Origin of the sequence: Ottowia beijingensis, assembly GCF_013423955.1 — a bacterium.
Taxonomy (GTDB): Bacteria; Pseudomonadota; Gammaproteobacteria; order Burkholderiales; family Burkholderiaceae_C; genus Ottowia; species Ottowia beijingensis.
In genome coordinates this window covers 17,069-37,747 of the sequence record NZ_JACCKX010000002.1, presented here as the reverse complement: position 1 = coordinate 37,747, position 20,679 = coordinate 17,069, and the positions used below count along the sequence as shown (strand labels likewise).

Here is a 20,679-nt window from a genome sequence, read left to right as displayed (position 1 = left end):
ATGAAAAACACAGGGTCATTGCCGCGCTTGCCCTGGCAGGCGGTCTGGCCGCGCCGCTGGCTCAGGCCGAGGGCACTACGTGCCCGGCGTCGAGGGATGCAGGCGGCGAGCGTGCCGCCGCCCGGCTTCTACTACCTGGGCTATCTCCTCAACTACGACATCGACGATTTCCGCGCGCCAGGCACCAAGAGCAACCTGCCGGGGCACAACCGCGGCACCGTCTCGGCGCTGCCAACCGCTTCGTCTGGGTCACGCAGCACAAGCTGCTGGGCGCCGACTACGGCATGGAGGCCATCGTGCCCCTGATGCGCACTTCGCTCACCATCAACGCGGCGGGCATCTCCGACACCCGCTCGGGCGTGGGCGACGTGTATCTGGGGCCGCTGGTGCTGGGCTGGCATGGCCCCCAGTGGGACGCCGTGGCGGCCGCGGGCATGTGGTTCGACACCGCCAGCACCAGCGACCCCGCCTCCCCGGGCAAGGGCTTCAAGAGCACCATGCTCACGGGCGGCCTGACCTACTACTTCGACGGCGCCAAGACCTGGTCGGGTTCGGGGCTGATGCGCTTCGAGCGCAACGGCAAGAACGGCGCGGGCATGCGCCCTGGCAACCAGATCACGCTGGAATGGGGCCTGGGCAAGTCCTTCGGCGCCTGGCAGGCGGGGCTGGTGGGCTACAGCCAGTGGCAGACCAGCGAAGACAGCGGGCCGGGCGCCAGCACCCACAAGGCATCGCGCCACGCGCTGGGCGCCGAGGTGGTCTATCCCGTGCCTGGCGCGGGCATGTTCCTGAAGGGCGCGCTCTACAAGGAGCTGAGCGCCGAGGCCGGCACCGGCGCGCAGCCCAAGGGCTCTCTGCTGCGCTTCTCGCTCGTAAAAGCCTTCTGAGCGGTGAGCGGTGAGCGCTGCCGCAGGCGGCTACCCCGGCGCAGCGGCGCGCACTTGTGCAAAGGCGCGCACCACGTCCAGAAATGCCCCCAGCACGGGGAAGGGTCATCGCTGCGGTACAGGCAGCTGAGCTCGATGTCGCTCAGGTGGCGCGAGCGCAGCGGCCGGTAGGTCACGCCGGGCAGGCGCAAGCTGGTGGCCGAGCGGGTGGTGATGCAGCAGCCAAAGCCGCCCGCCACCAGCGCCACGGCGGTCACTACGTCCTGCACCTCCTGCTCGACGCGCAGGGGACGCCCTCGGCGCGGAAAGCGTCCGTCACCTCCTGTGCCAGACCGCGCAGGGGCACGTTGGGGTAGAGGATGAGCGGCATGCCCTCCAGGTCGGACAGGCGCAGCGAGGGGCGCACCGCCAGCGGGTGGCTGGCCGCCAGGGCCACCACCAGCGGCTCGTGCAGAACGGTTTCGATGCTGATGTCGGCCTCTTGCGGCACCAGACGGTTAAAGCCCACGCTGATGCGCCGCTCGCGCAGCGCCTGCAGCTGGGCGTCTTTGGTCAGGTTATGCAAAACAATTTTGACTTCGGGGCGCTCCTCGTGAAAGCGCGCCAGGATGCGTGGGATCACATCCAGCACGCCCGAGCCGAACAGCCCCACATCCAGCTGCCCGATCAGGCCCTGGCCTGCCAGTCGCGTGCGCTCCAGCGCCTGCTGTGCCAGCGCGAGCAGTTGGGGGTTTCCTGCAGCAAGGTGTGGCCGGCGTCGGTGAGCTGCATGCCTTTGGGGGTGCGCACAAACAGCGGCACGCCGATTTTTCTTCCAGCGCCTGGATGTGGCGCGTCAGCGGCGGCTGCGACAAATGCAGGCGGGCCGCCGCACGGCCAATGTGGCCCTCTTCGGCCACGGCAAGAAAGTGGCGCAGGTCACGCAAATCCATGGGGGCTCCCGTCCGTGCTGTAAAGATGCTGAAATGGTATGGGATACCGCAAAAAACAGTATTGGAAGGTATCGGGAGGGCGTCCCATCATCGCGGGCATGGCCTGCTTGCCGAGTGGCGCAGCTTTTCAAGGACACCGAATGACGGCTTCTTCACCCGCCTCTCCCGCCTCCCACACTTCCCCTTCGGCGACCGCCCGCGGTGCAGTGTCCGACGCTTCCCGCCGTGTGGTCACCGTGCTGATTGCCCGCCGCGTGGCGCCCGCGTCGGTGGCGGCGTTTGAGGTGGCCATCCAAGGCATGCTGGCCGCTGCCGAAGGGTTTGCCGGGCACCTGGGCGGCCAGGTCATCCGACCCGGTGACAGCGACACCCCGGGCGAATCGCTTGCTGCGGACGGCAGCACCGAGCCGCTGCTCTACCACGTCGTTTTTGCGTTCGATAACGAAGCCCACCTGGCCGCCTGGCAAAACTCCGCCGAGCGCGCGCACTGGCTGGCCCAGGTGCTGCCGCACACCGTGGGGCAGCAGCAGCTGCACCGGGTTACCGGCCTGGACTACTGGTTTGCCGCCCCCAACAGCACCACCCGCCCCGCGCCGCCGCGCTGGAAGGTGGCCACCGTGACCTGGCTGGGCATTTTTCCTACCGTGCTGCTGCTGTTTCTGACCATTGCGCCGCTGATGGCCGACTGGTACCTGGTGCCGCGCGTGATGGTCATTACCGTGCTGGTCGTGCTGATCATGACCTGGGTGGTGGCGCCGCGCCTGACGCGCTGGCTGCATTCCTGGCTGCACGCCAAGCGTTGAAATCGCCCTATCACAAAAATCAAGGGAAACCCTAATAAATGCCAAAACGGTATTGAGGGTGGGCAAAAATGGTATTGGACGGTATTGAAATGTCTTTCTATCGTTGCTTCCTGGCTCGCAATTGCTGGTTTTTAAAGGCACCGCGTAAGCGACACACCACCATGCAGAAATTTGTCGTCAGCATCGAAGACACCGGCGAGCAGTACAGCTGCGTCGGCGGTCGCTCCGTGCTGGAAGGCATGGAAGCGTTGGGCAAAAAGGCATTCCCGTGGGCTGCCGGCAGGGCGGCTGCGGCGTGTGCAAGGTGCACATCCTGGAAGGCCAGTACGCGCGCCGCGTGATGAGCCGCGCGCATGTCAGTGCCGAGGAAGAAGCCGCTGGCTGCGTACTGTCGTGCCGCATCTACCCGACCAGCGACCTGCGTCTGCAGGTCGTGGGTGCAATGAAAAGAACGTCTGCCGCCCGCTGGCGGCGCCCCGTCAACCCACCCGTGAACCCCATCAAAGGAGACCCACCATGGCATTAACCGGCGTTTTGCGCCCAGGACACGCACAAATCCGCGTGCTGGATCTGGAGGAATCGGTCAAGTGGTACACCGAGGTCATGGGCCTGGTGCCCATGGGCCGCGACAGCCAGGGCCGCGCCTATTTCAAAACCCGCGCCGAGCGCGATCACAACAGCGTGATCCTGCGCCAGGCCGACCAGGCGGGTATCGACCTGTTTGCCTTCAAGGTGCTGGACAAGGCCACGCTGGAAGACTTCGACAAAGCTGCAAGCCTTCGGCGTGAAAACCGAGCGCATCCCCGCCGGTGAGCTGCTGGAGACCGGCGAGCGCGTGCGCTTCCAGATCCCCACGGGCCACACCGTCGAGCTGTACGCCGAGAAAACCGACGTGGGCAACGGCATCGGCTACTTCGACCCCGATGTGGACGTGCTCGACGGCCCTGGCATTCGCCCCATCCGCATGGACCACTGCCTGCTGTACGGCGGCGACATCGAAGGCAACCTCAAGCTGTTCACCGAAGTACTGGGCTTCACCCTGGTCGAGCGCGTGAAGCTGGAAGACGGCAAGACCGACCTGGCCATCTGGATCACCTGCAGCGCCAAGGCGCACGACATCGCCTTCGTGCGCAGCCCCGAGGACGGCAAGCTGCACCATGTGTCGTTCCAGATGCCCAGCTGGGAGAGCGTGCTGCGCGCGGCCGACATCATGAGCATCAACCGCGTCTCGATCGACATCGGCCCCACGCGCCACGGCGTCACGCAGGGCACGACGATCTACTTCTTCGACCCCAGCGGCAACCGGCTGGAGACCTTCTGCGGCGGCTACGACCACTACCCCGACATGCACCCCATCACCTGGAGCTGGGAGAACGTGGGCCGCGGCATCTTCTATCACGACCGCAAGCTCAACGACGCTTTCCTGAGCGTGGTGACCTAAAGGAGCAGGCGGCAATGGCACAACACAGCGTTGAACAACGCGCCATCACTGCCGAGGCCGCCAACGCGGCCGTGGTTGCAGCGGTGGCCAAGGCGGGCGAGCTGGGCATCCGCATCAATGTCGCCGTGACCGACGCATCGGGCGTGCTGGCGGCCTTTCTGCGCATGCCGGGGGCGTTTTTGCATTCGGTGGACATTGCCATCGACAAGGCCTACACCAGCGCCGGCTTTGGCTTTGCCACGGCGCAGTGGGCCGGCATTTTGCAGGGCGACGAAGCGCTGCGCCTGGGCATGCCCACGCGCCCGCGCAACGTGGTTTTTGGCGGCGGCCTGCCCATGCGTGAGGGCGGGGCGCTGATCGGCGGCATTGGCGTGTCCGGCGGCAGCGCCGAGCAGGACGAAATCTGTGCCCGCGCCGCGCTGGCCGCGCTGGGGCTGGATTGCTGAGGATGCCCGGCATCCCGGACAAGCCGCAGCGTTGTTCAACATTTCCATAGCAAGGTAACACCATGAAAGAGTTTCTGAATTTCATCAACGGCGAATATGTTCGCAACGCCAGCGGCAAGACCTTCCAGGACATCAACCCGGTGAACGGCAGCGTCATCGGCAATATTTACGAAGCGGGGCAGGCCGAGGTCGATGCCGCCGTGGCCGCCGCGCGCGCCGCGCTCAAGGGCGACTGGGGCCGCCTGTCGGTGGCCGAGCGCTGCAAGCTGCTGGACGCCGTGGCCGGTGAGATCAACCGCCGCTTCGACGACTTTTTGCAGGCCGAAATTGCCGACACCGGCAAGCCGCACCACCTGGCCTCGCACGTGGACATTCCGCGCGGCGCCGCCAACTTCCAGATCTTCATCGACACCATCAAGAGCACGGCCACCGAGTCGTTCAACATGCGCACGCCCGACGGCAAGACGGCATTGAGCTACGGCGTGCGCGTGCCGCGCGGCGTGATTGCCGTGGTCTGCCCCTGGAACCTGCCGCTGCTGCTGATGACCTGGAAGGTGGGCCCGGCCCTGGCCTGCGGCAACACCGTGGTCGTCAAGCCCAGCGAAGAAACCCCGCTACCGCCACGCTGCTGGGCGAGGTGATGAACGCTGTGGGCATGCCCAAGGGCGTGTACAACGTGGTGCACGGCTTTGGCCCTGCCTCGGCCGGTGAATTTTTGACCAAGCACCCCGGCGTGAACGGCATTACCTTCACCGGCGAGACGCGCACCGGTACCGCCATCATGAAGGCCGCTGCCGATGGCGTGCGCCCCGTGTCGCTGGAAATGGGCGGCAAGAACGCCGCCGTGGTGTTTGCTGATTGCGACTTCCAGGTAACCATCGATACGCTGACGCGCTCGTGCTTTGAAAACGCTGGCCAGGTCTGCCTGGGCACCGAGCGCGTGTACGTCGAGCGACCCATCTTCGACAAAGTGGTGGCTGCCCTGAAAGAGCGCGCCGAAGCCATGAAGCCCGGCCTGCCGTTTGATCACGACACCAAGATTGGCCCGCTGATCAGCAAGAAGCACCAGGCCAAGGTGCTGGGCAAGACAGCCAAGGACGAAGGCGCCACCATCGTCACCGGCGGCGGCATCCCCGACATGCCCGACGCGCTGAAGGATGGCTCCTGGGTGCAACCCACCATCTGGACCGGCCTGCCCGAAACCGCCACCGTGGTGACCGAAGAAATTTTTGGCCCCTGCTGCCACATCAGCCCCTTCGACAGCGAAGAGGAAGTGCTGGGCAAGGTCAACGCCAACCGCTACGGCCTGGCCACGGCCATCTTCACGCAAGACATTGCGCGCGCCAACCGCCTGGCGCACCAGATCGAAGTGGGCCTGTGCTGGATCAACGCCTGGTTCCTGCGCGACCTGCGCACGCCGTTTGGCGGCTCCAATCGGGCATCGGCCGCGAAGGCGGTGTGCACTCGCTCGAGTTTTATACCGAGCTGCGCAACGTGATGGTGAAGTTCTAAGCCAAATCGGCCTCTCGCGCTTGCCAGGCAAGCGCGAGTAGCTCTTATAAAAATAGCAAGGAGACAGTTTCACATGAGCAATACATCGTCCAACCCCGAGATCGGGCACAGCATCGAAGCAGCGGGCATTCGCACCAACTACCACGACAGTGGTGGCCAGGGCGCGCCCGTGCTGCTCATCCACGGCTCGGGGCCGGGTGTTTCTGCCTGGGCCAACTGGCGCCTGGTGATGCCCGCGCTGGCGCAGAACGCCCGCGTGATTGCGCCCGACATGGTGGGCTTTGGCTACTCGGAGCGCCCGCAAGGCTTTGTCTACAGCATGGACGCCTGGGTGCGCCAGGCTGTGGGCCTGCTCGATGCCCTAGGCATTGAGCGCACCGACCTGGTGGGCAACTCGTTTGGCGGCGGCCTGTCGCTGGCGCTGGCCATTGCCCACCCCGAGCGCGTGCGCCGCTTGGTGCTGATGGGCAGTGCCGGTGTCTCCTTCCCTGACCGAGGGGCTGGACGCCGTGTGGGGCTACCCCCTCGGTAGAGAACATGCGCGCCATCATGGACTACTTCGCCTTCGACCAAGGCCTGATGAGCGACGACCTGGCGCGCCTGCGCTTTGAGGCCAGCATCCGCCCCGGCTTTCAAGAATCGTTCGCCGCCATGTTCCCCGCCCCGCGCCAGCGCTGGATTGAAGCCCTGGCCAGCGCCGAGGCCGACATCCGTGCCCTGCCGCACCAAGCCCTGGTCATCCATGGCCGCGAAGACCGCGTGATCCCGCTGAGCACCTCGCTGACCTTGTCCAGCTGGATTCAGCGCTCCCAACTGCACGTCTATGGCCAATGCGGCCACTGGACGCAAATTGAACACGCCGCGCGCTTTGCCCGCCTGGTGGGCGACTTCCTTGCTGAAGCGCACCCCGACGAGCCGCTGCCGCTGCGGCCCTGAACGACTTTTCTGAACACCCTCGCCAAAGGAACCCCCATGACCATGACCCCTGCCTTGATCGAACAACTGGGCGACGAGCTGTACCAGGCCCTGACGCAGCGCCAAACGCTGGAGCCGCTGACCAACCTCCATGCCGACATCACCATTGAAGACGCCTACGCCATCCAGCAAAAATGCTGGCGCGCCGCTTGGCCGCTGGTGAAAAAGTGGTCGGCAAGAAAATTGGCGTGACCAGCCAGGCCGTGATGAACATGCTGGGCGTGTTCCAGCCCGACTTTGGCTGGCTCACCGACGGCATGGTGTTCAACGAAGGCGAGGCCGTGCCCGCCAACACGCTGATCCAACCCAAGGCCGAGGGCGAGATTGCCTTCGTGCTGAAGAAAACCCTCAAGGGCCCCGGCGTGACGGCGGCCGACGTGCTGGCCGCCACCGAGGGCGTGATGGCCTGCTTTGAAATCGTGGATTCGCGCATCCGCGACTGGAAAATCAAGATTCAAGACACCGTGGCTGACAACGCCAGCTGCGGCGTGTTCGTGCTGGGCGACCGCCTGGTCGATCCGCGCGACGTGGACTTGGGCACCTGCGGCATGGTACTGGAAAAGAATGGCGAGATCGTTGCCACCGGTGCTGGCGCTGCGGCCCTGGGCCACCCCGCCAACGCCGTGGCCTGGCTGGCCAACACGCTGGGCCGCCTGGGCATTGCGCTGGAAGCCGGTGAAGTGGTGCTGTCGGGTTCGCTGGGCATCATGGTGCCTGTGCAAGCGGGCGACAACCTGCGTGTGACCATCGGCGGCATCGGCGGTTGCTCGGTGCGTTTCCTCTAAGGAGCGCGGCATGGACTTGCAACTCAGCGGCAAACGCGCCCTGGTCACCGGCTCCACCGCAGGCATTGGCTTTGCCATTGCCACCGAACTAGCACGCGAAGGCGTGGCCGTCGTGCTCAATGGCCGCAGCGAGGAGCGCGTGGCCCAAGCCGTGCAGCGCCTGCAGGCGGCCGTGCCACAGGCCCAGGTGCGCGGCGTGGCTGCCGACGTGGCCACGGCCGTCGGCTGCGACCTGCTGGCCCAGGCCAGCGCGGGCGTGGACATTCTGGTGAACAACTTCGGCATCTTCGATCCGCAGCCCTTCGGGGCCATCGACGATGCCCAGTGGCAGCGCTTTTTGATGCCAACGTGATGAGTGGCGTGCGCCTAAGCCGCGCACTGCTGCCCGCCATGCAGGCCGCAGGCTGGGGCCGGATCGTGTTCATTAACAGCGAGTCCGGCGTGAATCCCCCACCGAAATGGTGCATTACGGCATGAGCAAGGCAGCACAGCTGTCCGTCTCACGCGGGCTGGCGCAGCACTGCGCAGGCACGGGCGTGACGGTCAATGCCGTGCTGCCCGGCCCCACCAGCACTGAGGGAGTGGGCGACTTTTTCGCCAAGCTGGCTGCCGACCAGGGCGTGGATCTGGCCGAGGCCGAGCGGCGCTTTTTCGCCCAGGCACGCCCCACCTCGCTGCTGCGCCGCTTCATCGAACCTTCCGAGGTTGCCGCACTAGTGGCCTATGTGTGCAGCCCCCGATCCTCCGCCACCAATGGTGCAGCGCTGCGGGTTGAGGGCGGCATCCTGTCTTCGATTTGCTGACCCTTTTTCCAAAGGACTTCTTATGACCCAAAATCAAATGTGCCCTGATCGGCCCCGGTAACATCGGCACCGACCTGCTGGCCAAGCTGCAGCGCAGCCCCGTGCTCGAACCCGTGTGGATGGTGGGTATCGACCCCGAATCGGACGGCTTGAAGCGTGCCCGTGAGATGGGCATCAAAACCACCCACGAAGGCGTGGATGGCCTGATCCCCTACATGAAGGCAGACGGCGTGCAAATCGTCTTCGACGCCACCAGCGCCTACGTGCACGCCGAGAACTCGCGCAAGGTCAACGCGCAGGGCGCCCTCATGATCGACCTCACGCCTGCGGCCATCGGCCCGTTCTGCGTGCCGCCCGTCAACCTGAAGGAGCACGTGGGCAAGGCCGAGATGAACGTCAACATGGTCACCTGCGGTGGCCAGGCCACCATCCCCATGGTCGCAGCGGTGAGCCGCGTGCAGCCTGTGGCGTATGGCGAGATCGTCGCCACCGTCTCCAGCCGCTCGGCGGGCCCCGGCACGCGCAAGAACATCGACGAGTTCACCCGCACCACCGCCGGTGCCATTGAGAAGGTGGGCGGCGCCAAAGGGCAAGGCCATCATCATCATCAACCCGGCCGATCCACCGCTGATCATGCGCGACACCGTGCACTGCCTGGTGGAAGGCGAGCCCGACCGCGAAGCCATCACCAAGAGCATTCACGACATGCTGGCCGAAGTGCAAAAGTACGTGCCCGGCTACAAGCTGGTCAACGGCCCGGTGTTTGACGGCAACCGCGTCTCGGTCTTTCTGGAGGTTGAAGGCCTGGGCGACTACCTGCCCAAGTACGCCGGCAACCTGGACATCATGACCGCCGCTGCCGCGCGCACCGCCGAAATGTTTGCCGAAGAAATTTTGGCCGGCACGCTCACCTTGCAAGCCGCCTAAGGAGTTTTGACATGACACAAAAAATCACCCTGCACGACATGACGCGACGGCATGCACCCCAAGCGCCACCTGATGACCTTGGAGCAAATGAAGTCCGTGGCCCAGGGGCTGGACGCTGCAGGCATCCCACTCATCGAGGTCACCCACGGCGATGGCCTGGGCGGCGCTTCGGTGAACTACGGCTTTCCGGCGCACAGCGACGAAGAGTATTTGAGCACCGTCATCCCGCTAATGAAACAGGCCAAAGTCTCGGCCCTGCTGCTGCCGGGCATCGGCACCGTCGATCACCTCAAAATGGCCCATGGCCTGGGTGTGCACACCATCCGCGTGGCCACCCACTGCACCGAGGCCGATGTGAGCGAGCAGCACATCACCATGGCCCGCAAACTGGACATGGACACCGTCGGCTTTCTGATGATGGCGCACATGAGCGATTCTGCCGGTCTCATCAAACAAGCCAAGCTGATGGAAGGCTACGGTGCTAACTGCATCTACGTCACCGACTCGGCCGGCTACCTGCTGCCCGACCAGGTGAAAGAGCGCATCGCTGCCGTGCGCGATGCCCTGAAGCCCGAGACCGAGCTGGGCTTTCACGGCCACCACAACCTCGCCATGGGCGTAGCCAACAGCGTGGCCGCCATCGAGGCCGGTGCCAACCGCATTGATGCCGCTGCTGCTGGCCTGGGCGCTGGCGCAGGCAACACCCCGATGGAAGTGCTGGTGGCCGTTCTCGACCGCATGGGCATCCAAACCGGGGTGGACGTGTGGAAGATCCAAGACGTGGCCGAAGACCTGGTCGTACCCTTGATGGACTTCCCTATCCGCATCGACCGCGACGCGCTCACGCTGGGCTACGCCGGGGTGTATGGCAGCTTCTTGCTGTTTGCCAAGCGTGCTGAGAAGAAGTACGGCATTCCGGCGCGCGATCTGCTGGTCGAGCTGGGCCGCCGTGGCATGGTGGGTGGTCAGGAAGACATGATTGAAGACACCGCCCTGACCATGGCCCGCGAACGTGGCATTGCCCTGCCTGCATAACCTGCTTGCAAAGCAACGTCAGCACTGCCCCAGCGCGGTGCTGACCTGGGCCACCACGCTCAACCCTTGATCAACCCTTGAACCAGGAGTGCCTCCAATGAACATGCTCGCATGGTGGAACCCCGCTACAGGGCTTGGCTTTGCGCTGGGCCTGCTGTGCGGAATGGCCTTGGTGGCCCTGGTGGCCTGGTGCAGTCGTGGAAGACTTCGGTGGCGCAACCGCCGGGGCGCTTCTCGCCAGACCGTATTGGCACAGATCGACCAGCACGCGCTGGACGTGATTGTCAATAACGCGAGCATGCTGTCCTCCTTCACCCGGGTGGTGGCTTTTTCTCGCACGCAAGAGAGCAGCCTGCAGGCCCTGGATCAGAGCGTGCATGGCTTGTCTGAAAGCGTCGAGACGGTGGTGCAATCGGCCGACATCTCTCGCCAGCAAGTGCAATCCATGTACGAGCTGGCACTCGATGGCGACCGCTTGCTGCGCGAGACAACAGAGCAAATCACCGCCCTGGGCAGTTCTGCCCATGGCCTGGATGTCCGTTTTGGCGAAGTCCGCCAGCACACTGCCGCCATTGACGGCATCCTGTCCATGATTAAGAACGTAGCCATGCAAACGCACTTACTCTCCCTCAACGCCGCCGTGGAAGCCGCCCGAGCGGGCGAGCAGGGTCGGGGCTTTGCCGTGGTGGCCGACGAAGTGCGCAAACTGGCCGCCCGCACCAGCGAAGCGACCCAGCAAATTCAGCAGATGGTCGTCGGCATCACCCATAGCACGCAAGAAGCCGATCAATTTCTGCAAACCGTGCTGCAAGGCATGGATAGCGGTGTGGCCCGCACCCAACAAACGAGCAATGCCCTGGCCGACATCCGCGCCCGGGCTGAACAGGCGCTGACCGCTACCAGCAGCATGGCCCAGGCGGTGCAAACACAAACCCACTGGGGCGAACGCCTGCGCCAGCAAAGCGAAACTCTGTCACAAGCGGCCAAGGAATCGGTGGAATGGATTGGCAAAAGCAACACCCAGGTGCGCACCGTGCAAGCCATGGTGGGCCAGCTCAAACGCGAAACAGCCGCCCTGCAGCCCAAGCGCCAGGCGCTGGAAGTGATCAGCGATGGGGTGGAAGAAATGCGTGCCTGCAACATCCTTATCATGAATTCCGAAACATGGAACGATGTGGCCGCCGTAGTTCACCGCATTGGTGAACTCGACCAGCTCATCGACCAGGCATGGGCCCAGGCCGCCACCCTGCGCACCCGCGCTGCCGGCCAAGACTTTGACCGCGCCATGGCGCACTACCGCCAAGTGCGTGCCCGAATGCTGGAGTGTGCCCGCCAGGGCGACTTTGACACCATCCGGCAACTGGTCCCCGAGCAGGTGCGCCCCGCTTACGACCGCGTCAAAAACGCCTTGAGCGCCCTGGGCGATAGCACAGGCCGCAACGTTCCGGCCACCGCCGCCGCAGCGACACCCCAAACAAGCGCACCGGTGCCCGCCGTACCCAGCAACCGGGTGACCCCAGTTCTGCGCCAGGCAGGGCAGCCTTTCAGGCTATAGCCCATTAACCAACGCGGCACTTGGGCTAACGATTTCCGACTTTTTATTCATCCCAACTTTTTGGAGTATTCACTATGGCACTCTCACCCCAAACCATCGCCCAACTTGCTGAACACCTGGAAACCTGCCAGCTTGAAGTTCGCGATACACCCAAAATCACCAACGACCACCCTGATATGGACTGGGACGATGCCTATGCGATTCAAGATGTCATCCTGCAGCGCAAGCTGGCACGCGGCGCGCGCGTTGTTGGCCTGAAGGCGGGCCTGACCTCACACGCCAAAATGAAACAAATGGGCGTGACCAACCCGGTGTTCGGCTTCCTGGTCGATGAATACGTGGTCTCCGAAGGGGCCACCGTGAACACCGCCGAACTGATTCACCCCAAGGTAGAACCCGAAATCGCCTTCGTGCTCAAGCACGCGCTCAAGGGCCGGGCTGCCACATCGGCGCCGTGCTGGCGGCAACCGACTTCGTGCTGCCCGGCATCGAGGTCATCGACAGCCGCTACCGCGACAAGTTTGACCTCAAGAGCGTGGTGGCCGACAACACCTCGGCCTCGCGCTTCGTGGTCGGCGGGCGCGCGATGCGCCCCGAAGACGTGGACCTGCGCACCGTGGGCATCGTGCTGGAGAAAAACGGCGAGCCCGTCGCTCTGGGCGCTGGCGCTGCCGTGCTGGGTCACCCCGCAGCGGCCATTGCCATGCTGGCCAACCACCTGGGCCGCCGCGGCCAGGAGATCCCGGCCGGCAGCCTGATTCTGTCGGGCGGCGCCACCGAAGCCGTGGCCGTGGCCGCGGGCGACAGCGTCTGCCTGCGCGTGCAGGGCATGGGCAGCGTCTCGCTGCGCTTTGCCTGAGGGGCCGCGTCGCCCCTTTTTGATGCAACCACAACGATAACTGGAGACAGCGCATGCAACGACGTGACTTCATGACCGCAGGCGCGCTGGCCGCGCTGGGCGCAACCCTGCCCGGCGCCGCCTGGGCGCAGTCGGCCTACCCGACCAGGCCTGTGCGCCTGATCGTGCCCTTTCCGCCCGGCGGGCCGACAGACATCATGGGCCGCACGGCCGCCAAGGCCATGGGCGACCAGCTGGGCCAGCAGTTCGTGGTGGAAAACAAGGCCGGCGCGGGCGGCAACATCGGCACCGACGCGGTGGCCAAGTCCGCGCCGGATGGCTACACCGTCGGCCTGTCGGCCATCAGCAGCCTGGCGATTGCCCCGCACCTGTATGGCAGCGTGCCGTTCAATGTCGAAAAAGACTTTGTCCCGATCTCCTGGTGGGCACCACGCCTTGCGCGCTGGTCGTGAATCCGTCGGCGCCGTTCTCCGACTTCAAGGGCATGGTGGCCTATGCCAGGGCCAACCCCGGCAAGCTCAGCTACGCCACTTCCGGCATCGGCACCAGCAACCACCTGGCGGCCGAGCTGCTGCAGTCGGTGGCGGGTATCAAGCTGACCAACGTGCCGTACAAGGGCTCCAGCCAGATCGTGCCGGACCTGCTGTCGGGCACGGTGCTGATGAGCATGGAAAGCTCGCTGGCCACCACCTTGCAGCATGTCAGGGCAGGCAAGCTCAAGGCCATCGCGGTCACATCGCAACAGCGCACCAGGGCCCTGCCCCATGTGCCGACGATCGCCGAGTCCGGCTACCCCGGCTTTGAGGTGGAGACCTGGTTTGGCCTGATCGCGCCCGCCGGCACACCCGCAGCCATCGTCCAGAAGCTGCAGGCTGCCTGGGCCGCCGGCTCTGCCGCCCCCGAAGCGCAGACCGCGTTTGACAACATCTCCGGCAACCTGCGCGTCACCACGCCGCAGCAGTTTGCCGAGTTCATCCGCACCGAAAACCGCCGCTGGGGCGACCTGATCCGCAAGAACGGCATCAAGGCGGAATAAACCCCTTTTTCACAGACGGACACACCATGCCATTCGCACAGATCTACATTATCGAAGGCCGCACCGAGGAGCAGAAAAAGGCTGTCATCGAGAAGGTGACCCAGGCCCTCGTCGATGCAGTGGGCGCGCCGCCCGCCAACGTGCGCGTCTGGATCCACGATGTTCCCAAGGAAAACTGGGGCATCGCGGGCGTCAGCGCCAAGGAACTGGGACGGTAAGCGCCTTGTGGCCAAAATAGCTTGCAGCGCTTATCCAGCAAGCGTTGCGGATGAGCGAGCACCAGCGCCGCTCACTGGTACGTGAACTGCGCGACGAAGTGGCGCGCTGCGCCGACCGCGATCAGCTACTCGTGCGGGCGCGTCAATGGCTGTACAAGAACAAGCTGGTGATCGTGCACGAGCGGGCAATTCGGACACTGATTGCGGCGGCACTTGCCCAGCTTGAAGTTGAAACAGGCACCGCCATCGCCGCCAGCGTTGATCCAGCAACACTTGATCGCTGGCGAGCTCAGTTTCAGAGCTGCGCCCAGATGGACAAACCCAGCAGAGTTGGCTATGGGCTGCACCGGCGAAACACTCAACCCGCCAAATCAGCGAGGTACTGGAGCGCATCGACCTGCTTTACACGCTGGACGTTCATAAGCACCTGGCAGACATCCCCGATCTCATCTTGCGCCGCTACGCGCGCCGACTTGTCTCCAGGCCGCCCTCAGCCGGAGCCAAGATCAAAGAGCCAGCGCGCACCGTGGAGGTCGCATGCTTTCTTCGGTATTGCCTGTTCACCACCACAGACCAGTTGATCCTTATGGTGCAGCGCCGGATCGCCGATCTGTGGCGTCAGGCTGCCGCCGATGTCCCCGCTACCGTCAATTGGGCCGCAATGTACAAAACGCTGCTCGGCGAACTTGTTGCCTTGAGCGCGCAAGGTGCGGTGCCAGATGCTGAGTTGCGTGCCCGTCTTGAAGCCTTGATCACCGAAACCCAGAAACGCAAACCACCGAGCAGGGCCTCCCTGGTCCGCGAGGGATTGATTGATGGAATTCGCCCCGTGCGGTCGTTGCTCGTCGCCATTGCAAAGCTGCCCTGGCAGGCCACCGGCGAGCATCCTGCCATCGAGTACCTTGCCAAGCTGCAAGCTTTATATCTCAAAGGATCCAGAAAGCTGCCAGTTGAAGTGGTGGCACCAAGTCTGGGAATGATCTGGCAGGTTTCGATCTCCAGCCCAGACCGGGAACGGGCGTTTCAGGCGTTGGAGGTGGCCACCCTGTTTGCCCTGCGCCGCGCGGTGCGCAATGGCTCGGTCTGGATTGAGCACAGCCTGAGCTTTCGGGGTCGTGCGCGCTTGTTCTTCACGGACGAGCGTTGGCAGGCAGAGTCCAAGAAACACTATGCCCGTCTATCGTTACCCAGCAAGGCTGCCACTTTCTTGAAGCCTTTGCTGGCCAGAGTAACTGCCGGTGTCGATGCGGTGGCCGCTGCAGCCCGCAGTGGCGTACTGCGCGTGGATGATGAACTCCATTTGTCGCCATTGCCCGCAGAGGACGAAGACCCAGAAGTGACCAAGCTGCGCGCGGCTTTGGATCACCGCATCGGTGAGGTTCAATTGCCGGAAGTGATTCTGGCCGTTGACGCCCAGGTGCGCTTTAGCTGGATCATGCTCGGACGTGAGCCGCGCTCTACCGACGAGCTGCTGATGGTCTATGCCGGCATCATGGCCCACGGCACCAGTCTGACTGCGGTCGAATGCGCGCGCATGATTCCGCAATTGTCTGCCACCAGCATTCGCCAGGCCATGCGCTGGGCGCGGGACGAACGGCGTCTGAGCCAGGCCTGCCAGGCTGTGCTGGAATTCATGCAGCGACACCCGATTGCCGCCACCTGGGGGCGGTCCGATTTGGCATCTTCTGACATGATGAGCATGGAGACCACCAAACGGGTGTGGCAAGCCCGGCTTGATCCTCGGCGCAACACACCTTCCATTGGAATCTACTCCCATGTAAAAGACCGGTGGGGCATCTTCCATGCGCAGCCCTTTGTGCTCAATGAGCGCCAGGCGGGCGTGGCCATTGAAGGTGTCATCCGCCAAGAAAAGCTGGAGACCAGCCAGCTTGCTGTGGATACCCATGGCTACACCGACTTTGCCATGTCACATGCCCGTTTGCTTGGTTTTGATCTTTGCCCGCGGTTGAAGGAACTCAAACAGCGCCACCTCTTTGTGCCACGCGGCACCAAAGTGCCCGCAGAAATCGCTGCGGTGTGCGAAGCCAATGTCGACGTCGCTTTGATCGAAAAGCATTGGGATAGTCTGGTGCACCTGGCAGCCTCGGTCATGAGCGGACATGCCAGTGCGGTGGCAGCTCTTGCGCGGTTCGGTTCTGCCGCCCAGGGCGATCCAATCTATGAGGCTGGCGTGCAATTGGGGCGGTTGCTGCGTACGGCGTTTTTGGCTGACTACTTTGTCAAGGACGCTTTCAGGAACGAGTTGCGCCGGGTGCTCAATCGGGGCGAGGCTGTTAACGCCCTCAAGCGCGCCATTTATACCGGCCGGATCAGCCCGGCGCAGGCCAAACGTGTCGATGAAATGCAGGCTGTGGCCGATGCGTTGAGCCTGATGGCCAACATCGTGATGGCGTGGAATACCTCACAGATGCAGGCGGTCCTGGATCGCTGGTCGAACCGCCGCCAGGTCATTCCACCGGAACTGATCGGGAAGATTGCGCCCACCAGGCTGGAGAGCATCAACTTGCGGGGTGTGTTTCGCTTCCCGGTTGACCGCTATGCTGACCAAATCCTGCCTTCGCGGCCAAATGCATCGATAACTGGCACCAATGGATGAAACCGACCACGGTTTGACGCCACGAATCGCAGATTTGAAAGTGAACAGGAAAGTCAATGAAATCAACGATCTACCAACACCACCTCCGCGCCAGTGCTAGCTTTTCGTACCGTCACTTATTGCACTGAAAACGAGGAGACCCCAACAGCACCGGCACCACATCGAGCGGCTTCGAGCAGTTCGGCGAGACGGTCAACCGGCTGGACCAGATCAGCAAAAGTGTGGCGGACACGACGGGGCTCACGCAATCTCAGGTGGCACGCATTGCCATGGGTGCATCCGGTCACGTGGGAATCAATACCCCCTTGCGGGACTAGGCGCAAACGCGTCTGGCGACAAGAGCTATTTATCGGGGCTATCTGCCGCTGAACAAAAGGTGCTGACCTCCATGAACAGCGAGCAACTGGCCGAGTTCAAGCAGTTTGGCGACCGGGTGTCTCGGGACAGAAGCTTCATCAGCATGGTCGCCAGCGATAGCCGTGAAGCCCAGGACCTGTCCGCCCGGCTGGCATCGACCACCGCGCGGACCGAGCGGGCTGACGCCAGCCTGAACGAGCGTAGCGCCTTCGCAGAGCGGGTCTCGACGGCCTATGAGCGAGGAGAGACTATCTCGATCGATATCGCCCAGGATCCCCACAACCTCGCGATGTTCACCCGCTACGCCGAGCAGTATGGTGGCAACAGCGCGTCGGCGCGCGTGCTGATGGAAGCGGAGCTGGCCAGGCAGTCGCTGCAGCCCAACCGGGTGTTCTCGGACGGCACTGCAGTGCCGTCCGCCTTGGGGACCTGTCCGTCCAGCACCTGCAGAATTCCAGCAGCCCTGCCCTTGCGCCGGATCTTGGAGGCCAGCACCGCGCCAACCAAGGCAGCGTGCGCAGCTCTGGCGGTGGGCCCAGGGCTGCGTCGCCGGGCGAGTCCCCGTCGGCCATGCGCAGCGAGGTCCAGGCAGAAGGCCAGCGTATCCGTGCAAGCTCCTCCGCGGATCAGGCCACCTTCGAGCGCAAAGCGCAGATCACCAAAACGCCGGATGGGACCCTGGCTTCGGAGCGGTCCCTGATGCTGCAAACTGGCAAGCAGGTGAAGGAGGATGCCGCCCCATCGTTGAGGACGCCAAGCAAGCTGTCAAAGATGCGCTGAAGAAATAGACCCGTTAGAGGCTCTTGTCTGCGTCGTGCATGCGATTGCCGTACTCAGAGTGCGGCGGCTTCATGAACGGCGGATGTCCTTCGTCCCGCCAGTAGTTCGCCGCCAGGTCTCGACCGGAGGTACCCATTCCGGGGATCGGATTGAGTTCCTCCTCCGTCGGAGCTCGGCGAAGCAAACGCTGCCGCTTCCCAACTTGCGATAGCGCTCCTCCGATTGCCCCCGAACAGCATCCCCAAGACCATCATGACAACGCGTACCCCCAGTCTTCGTGGCGCGCAGGCAGGTAGCCGAGACCTGCGCCCAGCACTAGGATGAAGAGGAAGATGGCTTTTCGCATAGAACCTCCTTGCGATACGAGACACCTTACTGATCGACAGCCAGAAATCAAGGCGATCGGCGCATCCGCCACCGAGCTTCAAGCTCCTGTAACGCGCTGAAGCTATATCAGATTGGCTACGAGCTGTTCCAGTGTGAGGCGTTCTCGCGGAAATTGCGCTCGCACCGCGCTAGGCTCGGCGATACCCAGTAGCAGTCCAACTTGCACTTCGTCCGCCCTCTCGCATACAGCTTTGCCGCAACAGTATGGCGCGCTCGAAGCGCCGTCATATTCTTGAGCTCGGCATAGCAGAAGATCTTGCGATAGGCTTCCAGGATGCTGCGGCATTGAAACTGCCTCTGACCGTTCGCTTCGTACGGCGTGATTTCAAAACCCCGTCCACTGGAAGACAAGAACAGTCGAGTGGTTGGATCGAGCCCTCTATATGCCCTATCGTCACCAAGTCCGAGTTTTCGGAGAACGCGCTCGGCGAGATAGCTGCTCAGAACCTCATCTAGCCTAGAGCTGCGAAAGAACAATGGCCGCGACCGGCCATTGATCGCGACCTCTGGTCGAAACTCGGACGAGTGGCGCACGCCCCAGTGGGGTCAAGGTAGTCTCGGATCTCCAGACGCGCGATCTCCAACGGTCGAGCCCCAGTGGCCAAGAGGAGAAAGTACAGCCCCAGATCTTCATGAGGCTGATGACTACGGCCGCGGATGCGTTGAGCACCTTCAGCGATCTCCTCTTCACTGAGGACGTGAGTGTTATGACTTGGCATAGGCTTCCCCTCTGTCCGCCCACTTCGAGAATTGAATCGCCATCCGATGCAAGCGAACTTGCTGCACAAACCTCTCGTTCTGGACTCCTGAACGCCCCCACCACCCTTACATCCTCCGAGCAGATACGTGCCCATTCAGTCGTCGTATCAGTTCTCGGACTCGACTCGCACACTCGCCCTCAGCCTTTGAGCGCGGCCAGCCCTTCGTCCAACATCTTCTTCGCATCCCCGAACAGCATGCGGTTGTTCTCTTTGTAGAACAGCGGGTTGTCCACGCCGGCGTAGCCCGAGGCCATGGAACGCTTCATCACGATGCTGGTCTTGGCCTTCCACACTTCCAGCACCGGCATGCCGGCGATAGGGCTGTCCGGGTCTTCCAGGGCGCTGGGGTTCACGATGTCGTTCGCGCCGATGACCATGGCCACGTCGGTGTCGGGGAAGTCCTCGTTGATCTCGTCCATCTCCATCACGATGTCGTAGGGCACCTTGGCCTCGGCCAGCAGCACGTTCATGTGGCCGGGCATGCGGCCCGCCACCGGGTGGATGGCGCACTTCCACGCCCTTGGCGCGCAGGGTCTGGGTGATTTCGTTCACCGTGTGCTGGGCCTGGGCCACGGCCATGCCGTAGCCGGGTACGATGATGACGCTCTTGGCCTCGCGCAGCAGCTCGGCCGTTTCGACGGCGCTGATGGGCACCGCCTCGCCCTGCGGCTCGGCGGCAGCGGCGCCACCATCGGCCTTCTTGGGCGCGCCCGAGCCGAAGCCGCCGGCGATCACGCTGATGAAGTTGCGGTTCATCGCGGTGCACATGATGTAGCTCAGGATCGCGCCCGACGAGCCCACCAGCGCGCCGGTGACGATCAGCAGGTCGTTGTTCAGCATGAAGCCGGTGGCCGCGGCCGCCCAGCCCGAGTAGCTGTTGAGCATGGACACCACCACCGGCATGTCGGCGCCGCCAATCGCCATCACCATGTGCACGCCGAAGAGCAGCGCGATCACGGTCATCACGACCAGCGCCGTCATGCCCGCGCCGGGGCCGTGCGCGTTCAGGAACACGCGGCCGAACCAGATCACGACCAGGAGCGCGACCAGGTTGAGCCAGTGGCGCGCCGGCAGCAGCAGCGGCTTGCCGCCGATCTTGCCGTTGAGCTTGCCGAAGGCGATCAGCGAACCGGAGAAGGTGACGGCGCCGATCAGGATGCCGATGTAGATCTCCACCTCGTGGATGATCTTTTCCGCGCCCTGGAACTGCACCGAGGTGTCGATGTAGCTGGCAAAACCCACCAGGCAGGCCGCCAGGCCCACCAGGCTGTGCATGAGCGCGACCAGCTCCGGCATCTGGGTCATCTTGACGACCTTGGCCGCGTACAGGCCGATGGCGCCGCCGATGACCAGCGCGATGACGATCCAGGTGATGCCCGAGGGGCTGACGCGCGGGCCGAACACCGTGGCCAGCACGGCCAGCGCCATGCCGATCATGCCGAACAGGTTGCCGCGGCGCGAGGTCTCCGGGTTGGACAGGCCACCCAGGCTGAGGATGAACAGGATGGCGGCGCCCAGGTAGGCGACCGTGGCGAGACTTGGGGACATGGTGTTGTGCTCTCC

General features: G+C 63.8%; 13 protein-coding genes and 11 pseudogenes. 19 read left to right on the top strand and 5 right to left on the bottom strand.

What is annotated here, in order from left to right:
- Entirely contained in the window at positions 1–306 is a 306-nt protein-coding gene (locus tag H0I39_RS22850; protein ID WP_257646278.1) for a hypothetical protein, read from the top strand.
- The gene (locus tag H0I39_RS19945; RefSeq protein ID WP_257646277.1) at positions 285–887 is read left to right on the top strand and encodes a SphA family protein; all 603 of its coding nucleotides are present in this window, start codon (positions 285–287) and stop codon (positions 885–887) included. The genes H0I39_RS22850 and H0I39_RS19945 overlap by 22 nt, the downstream gene beginning before the upstream one ends.
- Here the strand turns inward: H0I39_RS19945 and H0I39_RS24405 are convergent.
- The 4 genes and pseudogenes from H0I39_RS24405 to H0I39_RS24390 form a co-directional block, all read right to left on the bottom strand.
- Positions 803–1,216 (bottom strand): annotated as a pseudogene (locus tag H0I39_RS24405) (LysR substrate-binding domain-containing protein); the annotation flags it as partial. The gene H0I39_RS19945 and the pseudogene H0I39_RS24405 sit on opposite strands and share 85 nt — an antisense overlap.
- Positions 1,144–1,509 (bottom strand): LysR substrate-binding domain-containing protein, encoded by a 366-nt coding sequence (locus tag H0I39_RS24400; protein WP_373368363.1) that lies wholly within the window; start codon positions 1,507–1,509, stop codon positions 1,144–1,146. The gene H0I39_RS24400 and the pseudogene H0I39_RS24405, both read right to left, overlap by 73 nt.
- A gap of 44 nt (positions 1,510–1,553) precedes the next feature.
- Positions 1,554–1,688: a hypothetical protein gene (locus H0I39_RS24395; RefSeq protein ID WP_373368364.1), complete on the bottom strand. Its 135-nt coding sequence runs from the start codon at positions 1,686–1,688 to the stop codon at positions 1,554–1,556.
- A gap of 53 nt (positions 1,689–1,741) precedes the next feature.
- Positions 1,742–1,819: pseudogene (locus H0I39_RS24390) on the bottom strand (LysR family transcriptional regulator); the annotation flags it as partial.
- A 206-nt stretch (positions 1,820–2,025) separates the two neighbouring features.
- Between H0I39_RS24390 and H0I39_RS19935 the strand changes: the two are divergent.
- From H0I39_RS19935 to H0I39_RS19860, 17 genes and pseudogenes are all read left to right on the top strand, one after another.
- Complete coding sequence (locus tag H0I39_RS19935) at positions 2,026–2,622, top strand: putative antibiotic biosynthesis monooxygenase (RefSeq protein WP_180551534.1); 597 nt, start codon at positions 2,026–2,028, stop codon at positions 2,620–2,622.
- A 268-nt stretch (positions 2,623–2,890) separates the two neighbouring features.
- Entirely contained in the window at positions 2,891–3,148 is a 258-nt protein-coding gene (locus H0I39_RS19930) for a 2Fe-2S iron-sulfur cluster-binding protein (RefSeq protein WP_308645947.1), read from the top strand.
- Positions 3,139–4,063: pseudogene (locus H0I39_RS19925) on the top strand (catechol 2,3-dioxygenase). The gene H0I39_RS19930 and the pseudogene H0I39_RS19925 overlap by 10 nt, the downstream one beginning before the upstream one ends.
- 14 nt (positions 4,064–4,077) lie before the next feature.
- Complete coding sequence (locus H0I39_RS19920) at positions 4,078–4,509, top strand: GlcG/HbpS family heme-binding protein (RefSeq protein WP_180551535.1); 432 nt, start codon at positions 4,078–4,080, stop codon at positions 4,507–4,509.
- A gap of 62 nt (positions 4,510–4,571) precedes the next feature.
- Positions 4,572–6,021: pseudogene (locus H0I39_RS19915) on the top strand (2-hydroxymuconic semialdehyde dehydrogenase).
- Between the two features lie 73 nt (positions 6,022–6,094).
- A pseudogene (locus H0I39_RS19910) lies at positions 6,095–6,957 on the top strand (alpha/beta fold hydrolase).
- Between the two features lie 42 nt (positions 6,958–6,999).
- Positions 7,000–7,781: pseudogene (dmpE, locus tag H0I39_RS19905) on the top strand (2-oxopent-4-enoate hydratase).
- A gap of 10 nt (positions 7,782–7,791) precedes the next feature.
- Positions 7,792–8,584 (top strand): annotated as a pseudogene (locus tag H0I39_RS19900) (SDR family NAD(P)-dependent oxidoreductase).
- Positions 8,585–8,616: 32 nt separating this feature from the next.
- A pseudogene (locus H0I39_RS19895) lies at positions 8,617–9,511 on the top strand (acetaldehyde dehydrogenase (acetylating)).
- A 51-nt stretch (positions 9,512–9,562) separates the two neighbouring features.
- Positions 9,563–10,546 carry a 4-hydroxy-2-oxovalerate aldolase gene (gene dmpG, locus H0I39_RS19890; RefSeq protein WP_373368361.1) on the top strand — a complete coding sequence of 328 codons (984 nt, stop codon included), beginning with the start codon at positions 9,563–9,565 and terminating at the stop codon, positions 10,544–10,546.
- Between the two features lie 97 nt (positions 10,547–10,643).
- A complete protein-coding gene (locus tag H0I39_RS19885) occupies positions 10,644–12,101 on the top strand; it encodes a methyl-accepting chemotaxis protein (protein WP_180551537.1) in 1,458 nt (485 codons plus the stop codon).
- A 74-nt stretch (positions 12,102–12,175) separates the two neighbouring features.
- Positions 12,176–12,960 (top strand): annotated as a pseudogene (dmpH, locus tag H0I39_RS19880) (2-oxo-3-hexenedioate decarboxylase).
- A 53-nt stretch (positions 12,961–13,013) separates the two neighbouring features.
- A complete protein-coding gene (locus H0I39_RS22845) occupies positions 13,014–13,412 on the top strand; it encodes a Bug family tripartite tricarboxylate transporter substrate binding protein (protein ID WP_257646276.1) in 399 nt (132 codons plus the stop codon).
- Complete coding sequence (locus tag H0I39_RS22840) at positions 13,382–13,996, top strand: tripartite tricarboxylate transporter substrate-binding protein (protein ID WP_308645946.1); 615 nt, start codon at positions 13,382–13,384, stop codon at positions 13,994–13,996. The genes H0I39_RS22845 and H0I39_RS22840 overlap by 31 nt, the downstream gene beginning before the upstream one ends.
- A 26-nt stretch (positions 13,997–14,022) precedes the next feature.
- Positions 14,023–14,214 (top strand): 2-hydroxymuconate tautomerase, encoded by a 192-nt coding sequence (thmT, locus tag H0I39_RS19870; RefSeq protein ID WP_047350381.1) that lies wholly within the window; start codon positions 14,023–14,025, stop codon positions 14,212–14,214.
- Between the two features lie 50 nt (positions 14,215–14,264).
- Positions 14,265–16,831, top strand: a pseudogene (locus H0I39_RS19865) (Tn3-like element IS1071 family transposase); the annotation flags it as partial.
- A gap of 388 nt (positions 16,832–17,219) precedes the next feature.
- Complete coding sequence (locus H0I39_RS19860; protein WP_257646275.1) at positions 17,220–17,888, top strand: hypothetical protein; 669 nt, start codon at positions 17,220–17,222, stop codon at positions 17,886–17,888.
- 1,365 nt (positions 17,889–19,253) lie between these two features.
- On the opposite strand, the pseudogene pntB reads toward H0I39_RS19860, so the two are convergent.
- A pseudogene (pntB, locus tag H0I39_RS19855) lies at positions 19,254–20,664 on the bottom strand (Re/Si-specific NAD(P)(+) transhydrogenase subunit beta).
- Positions 20,665–20,679: the final 15 nt, after the last annotated feature.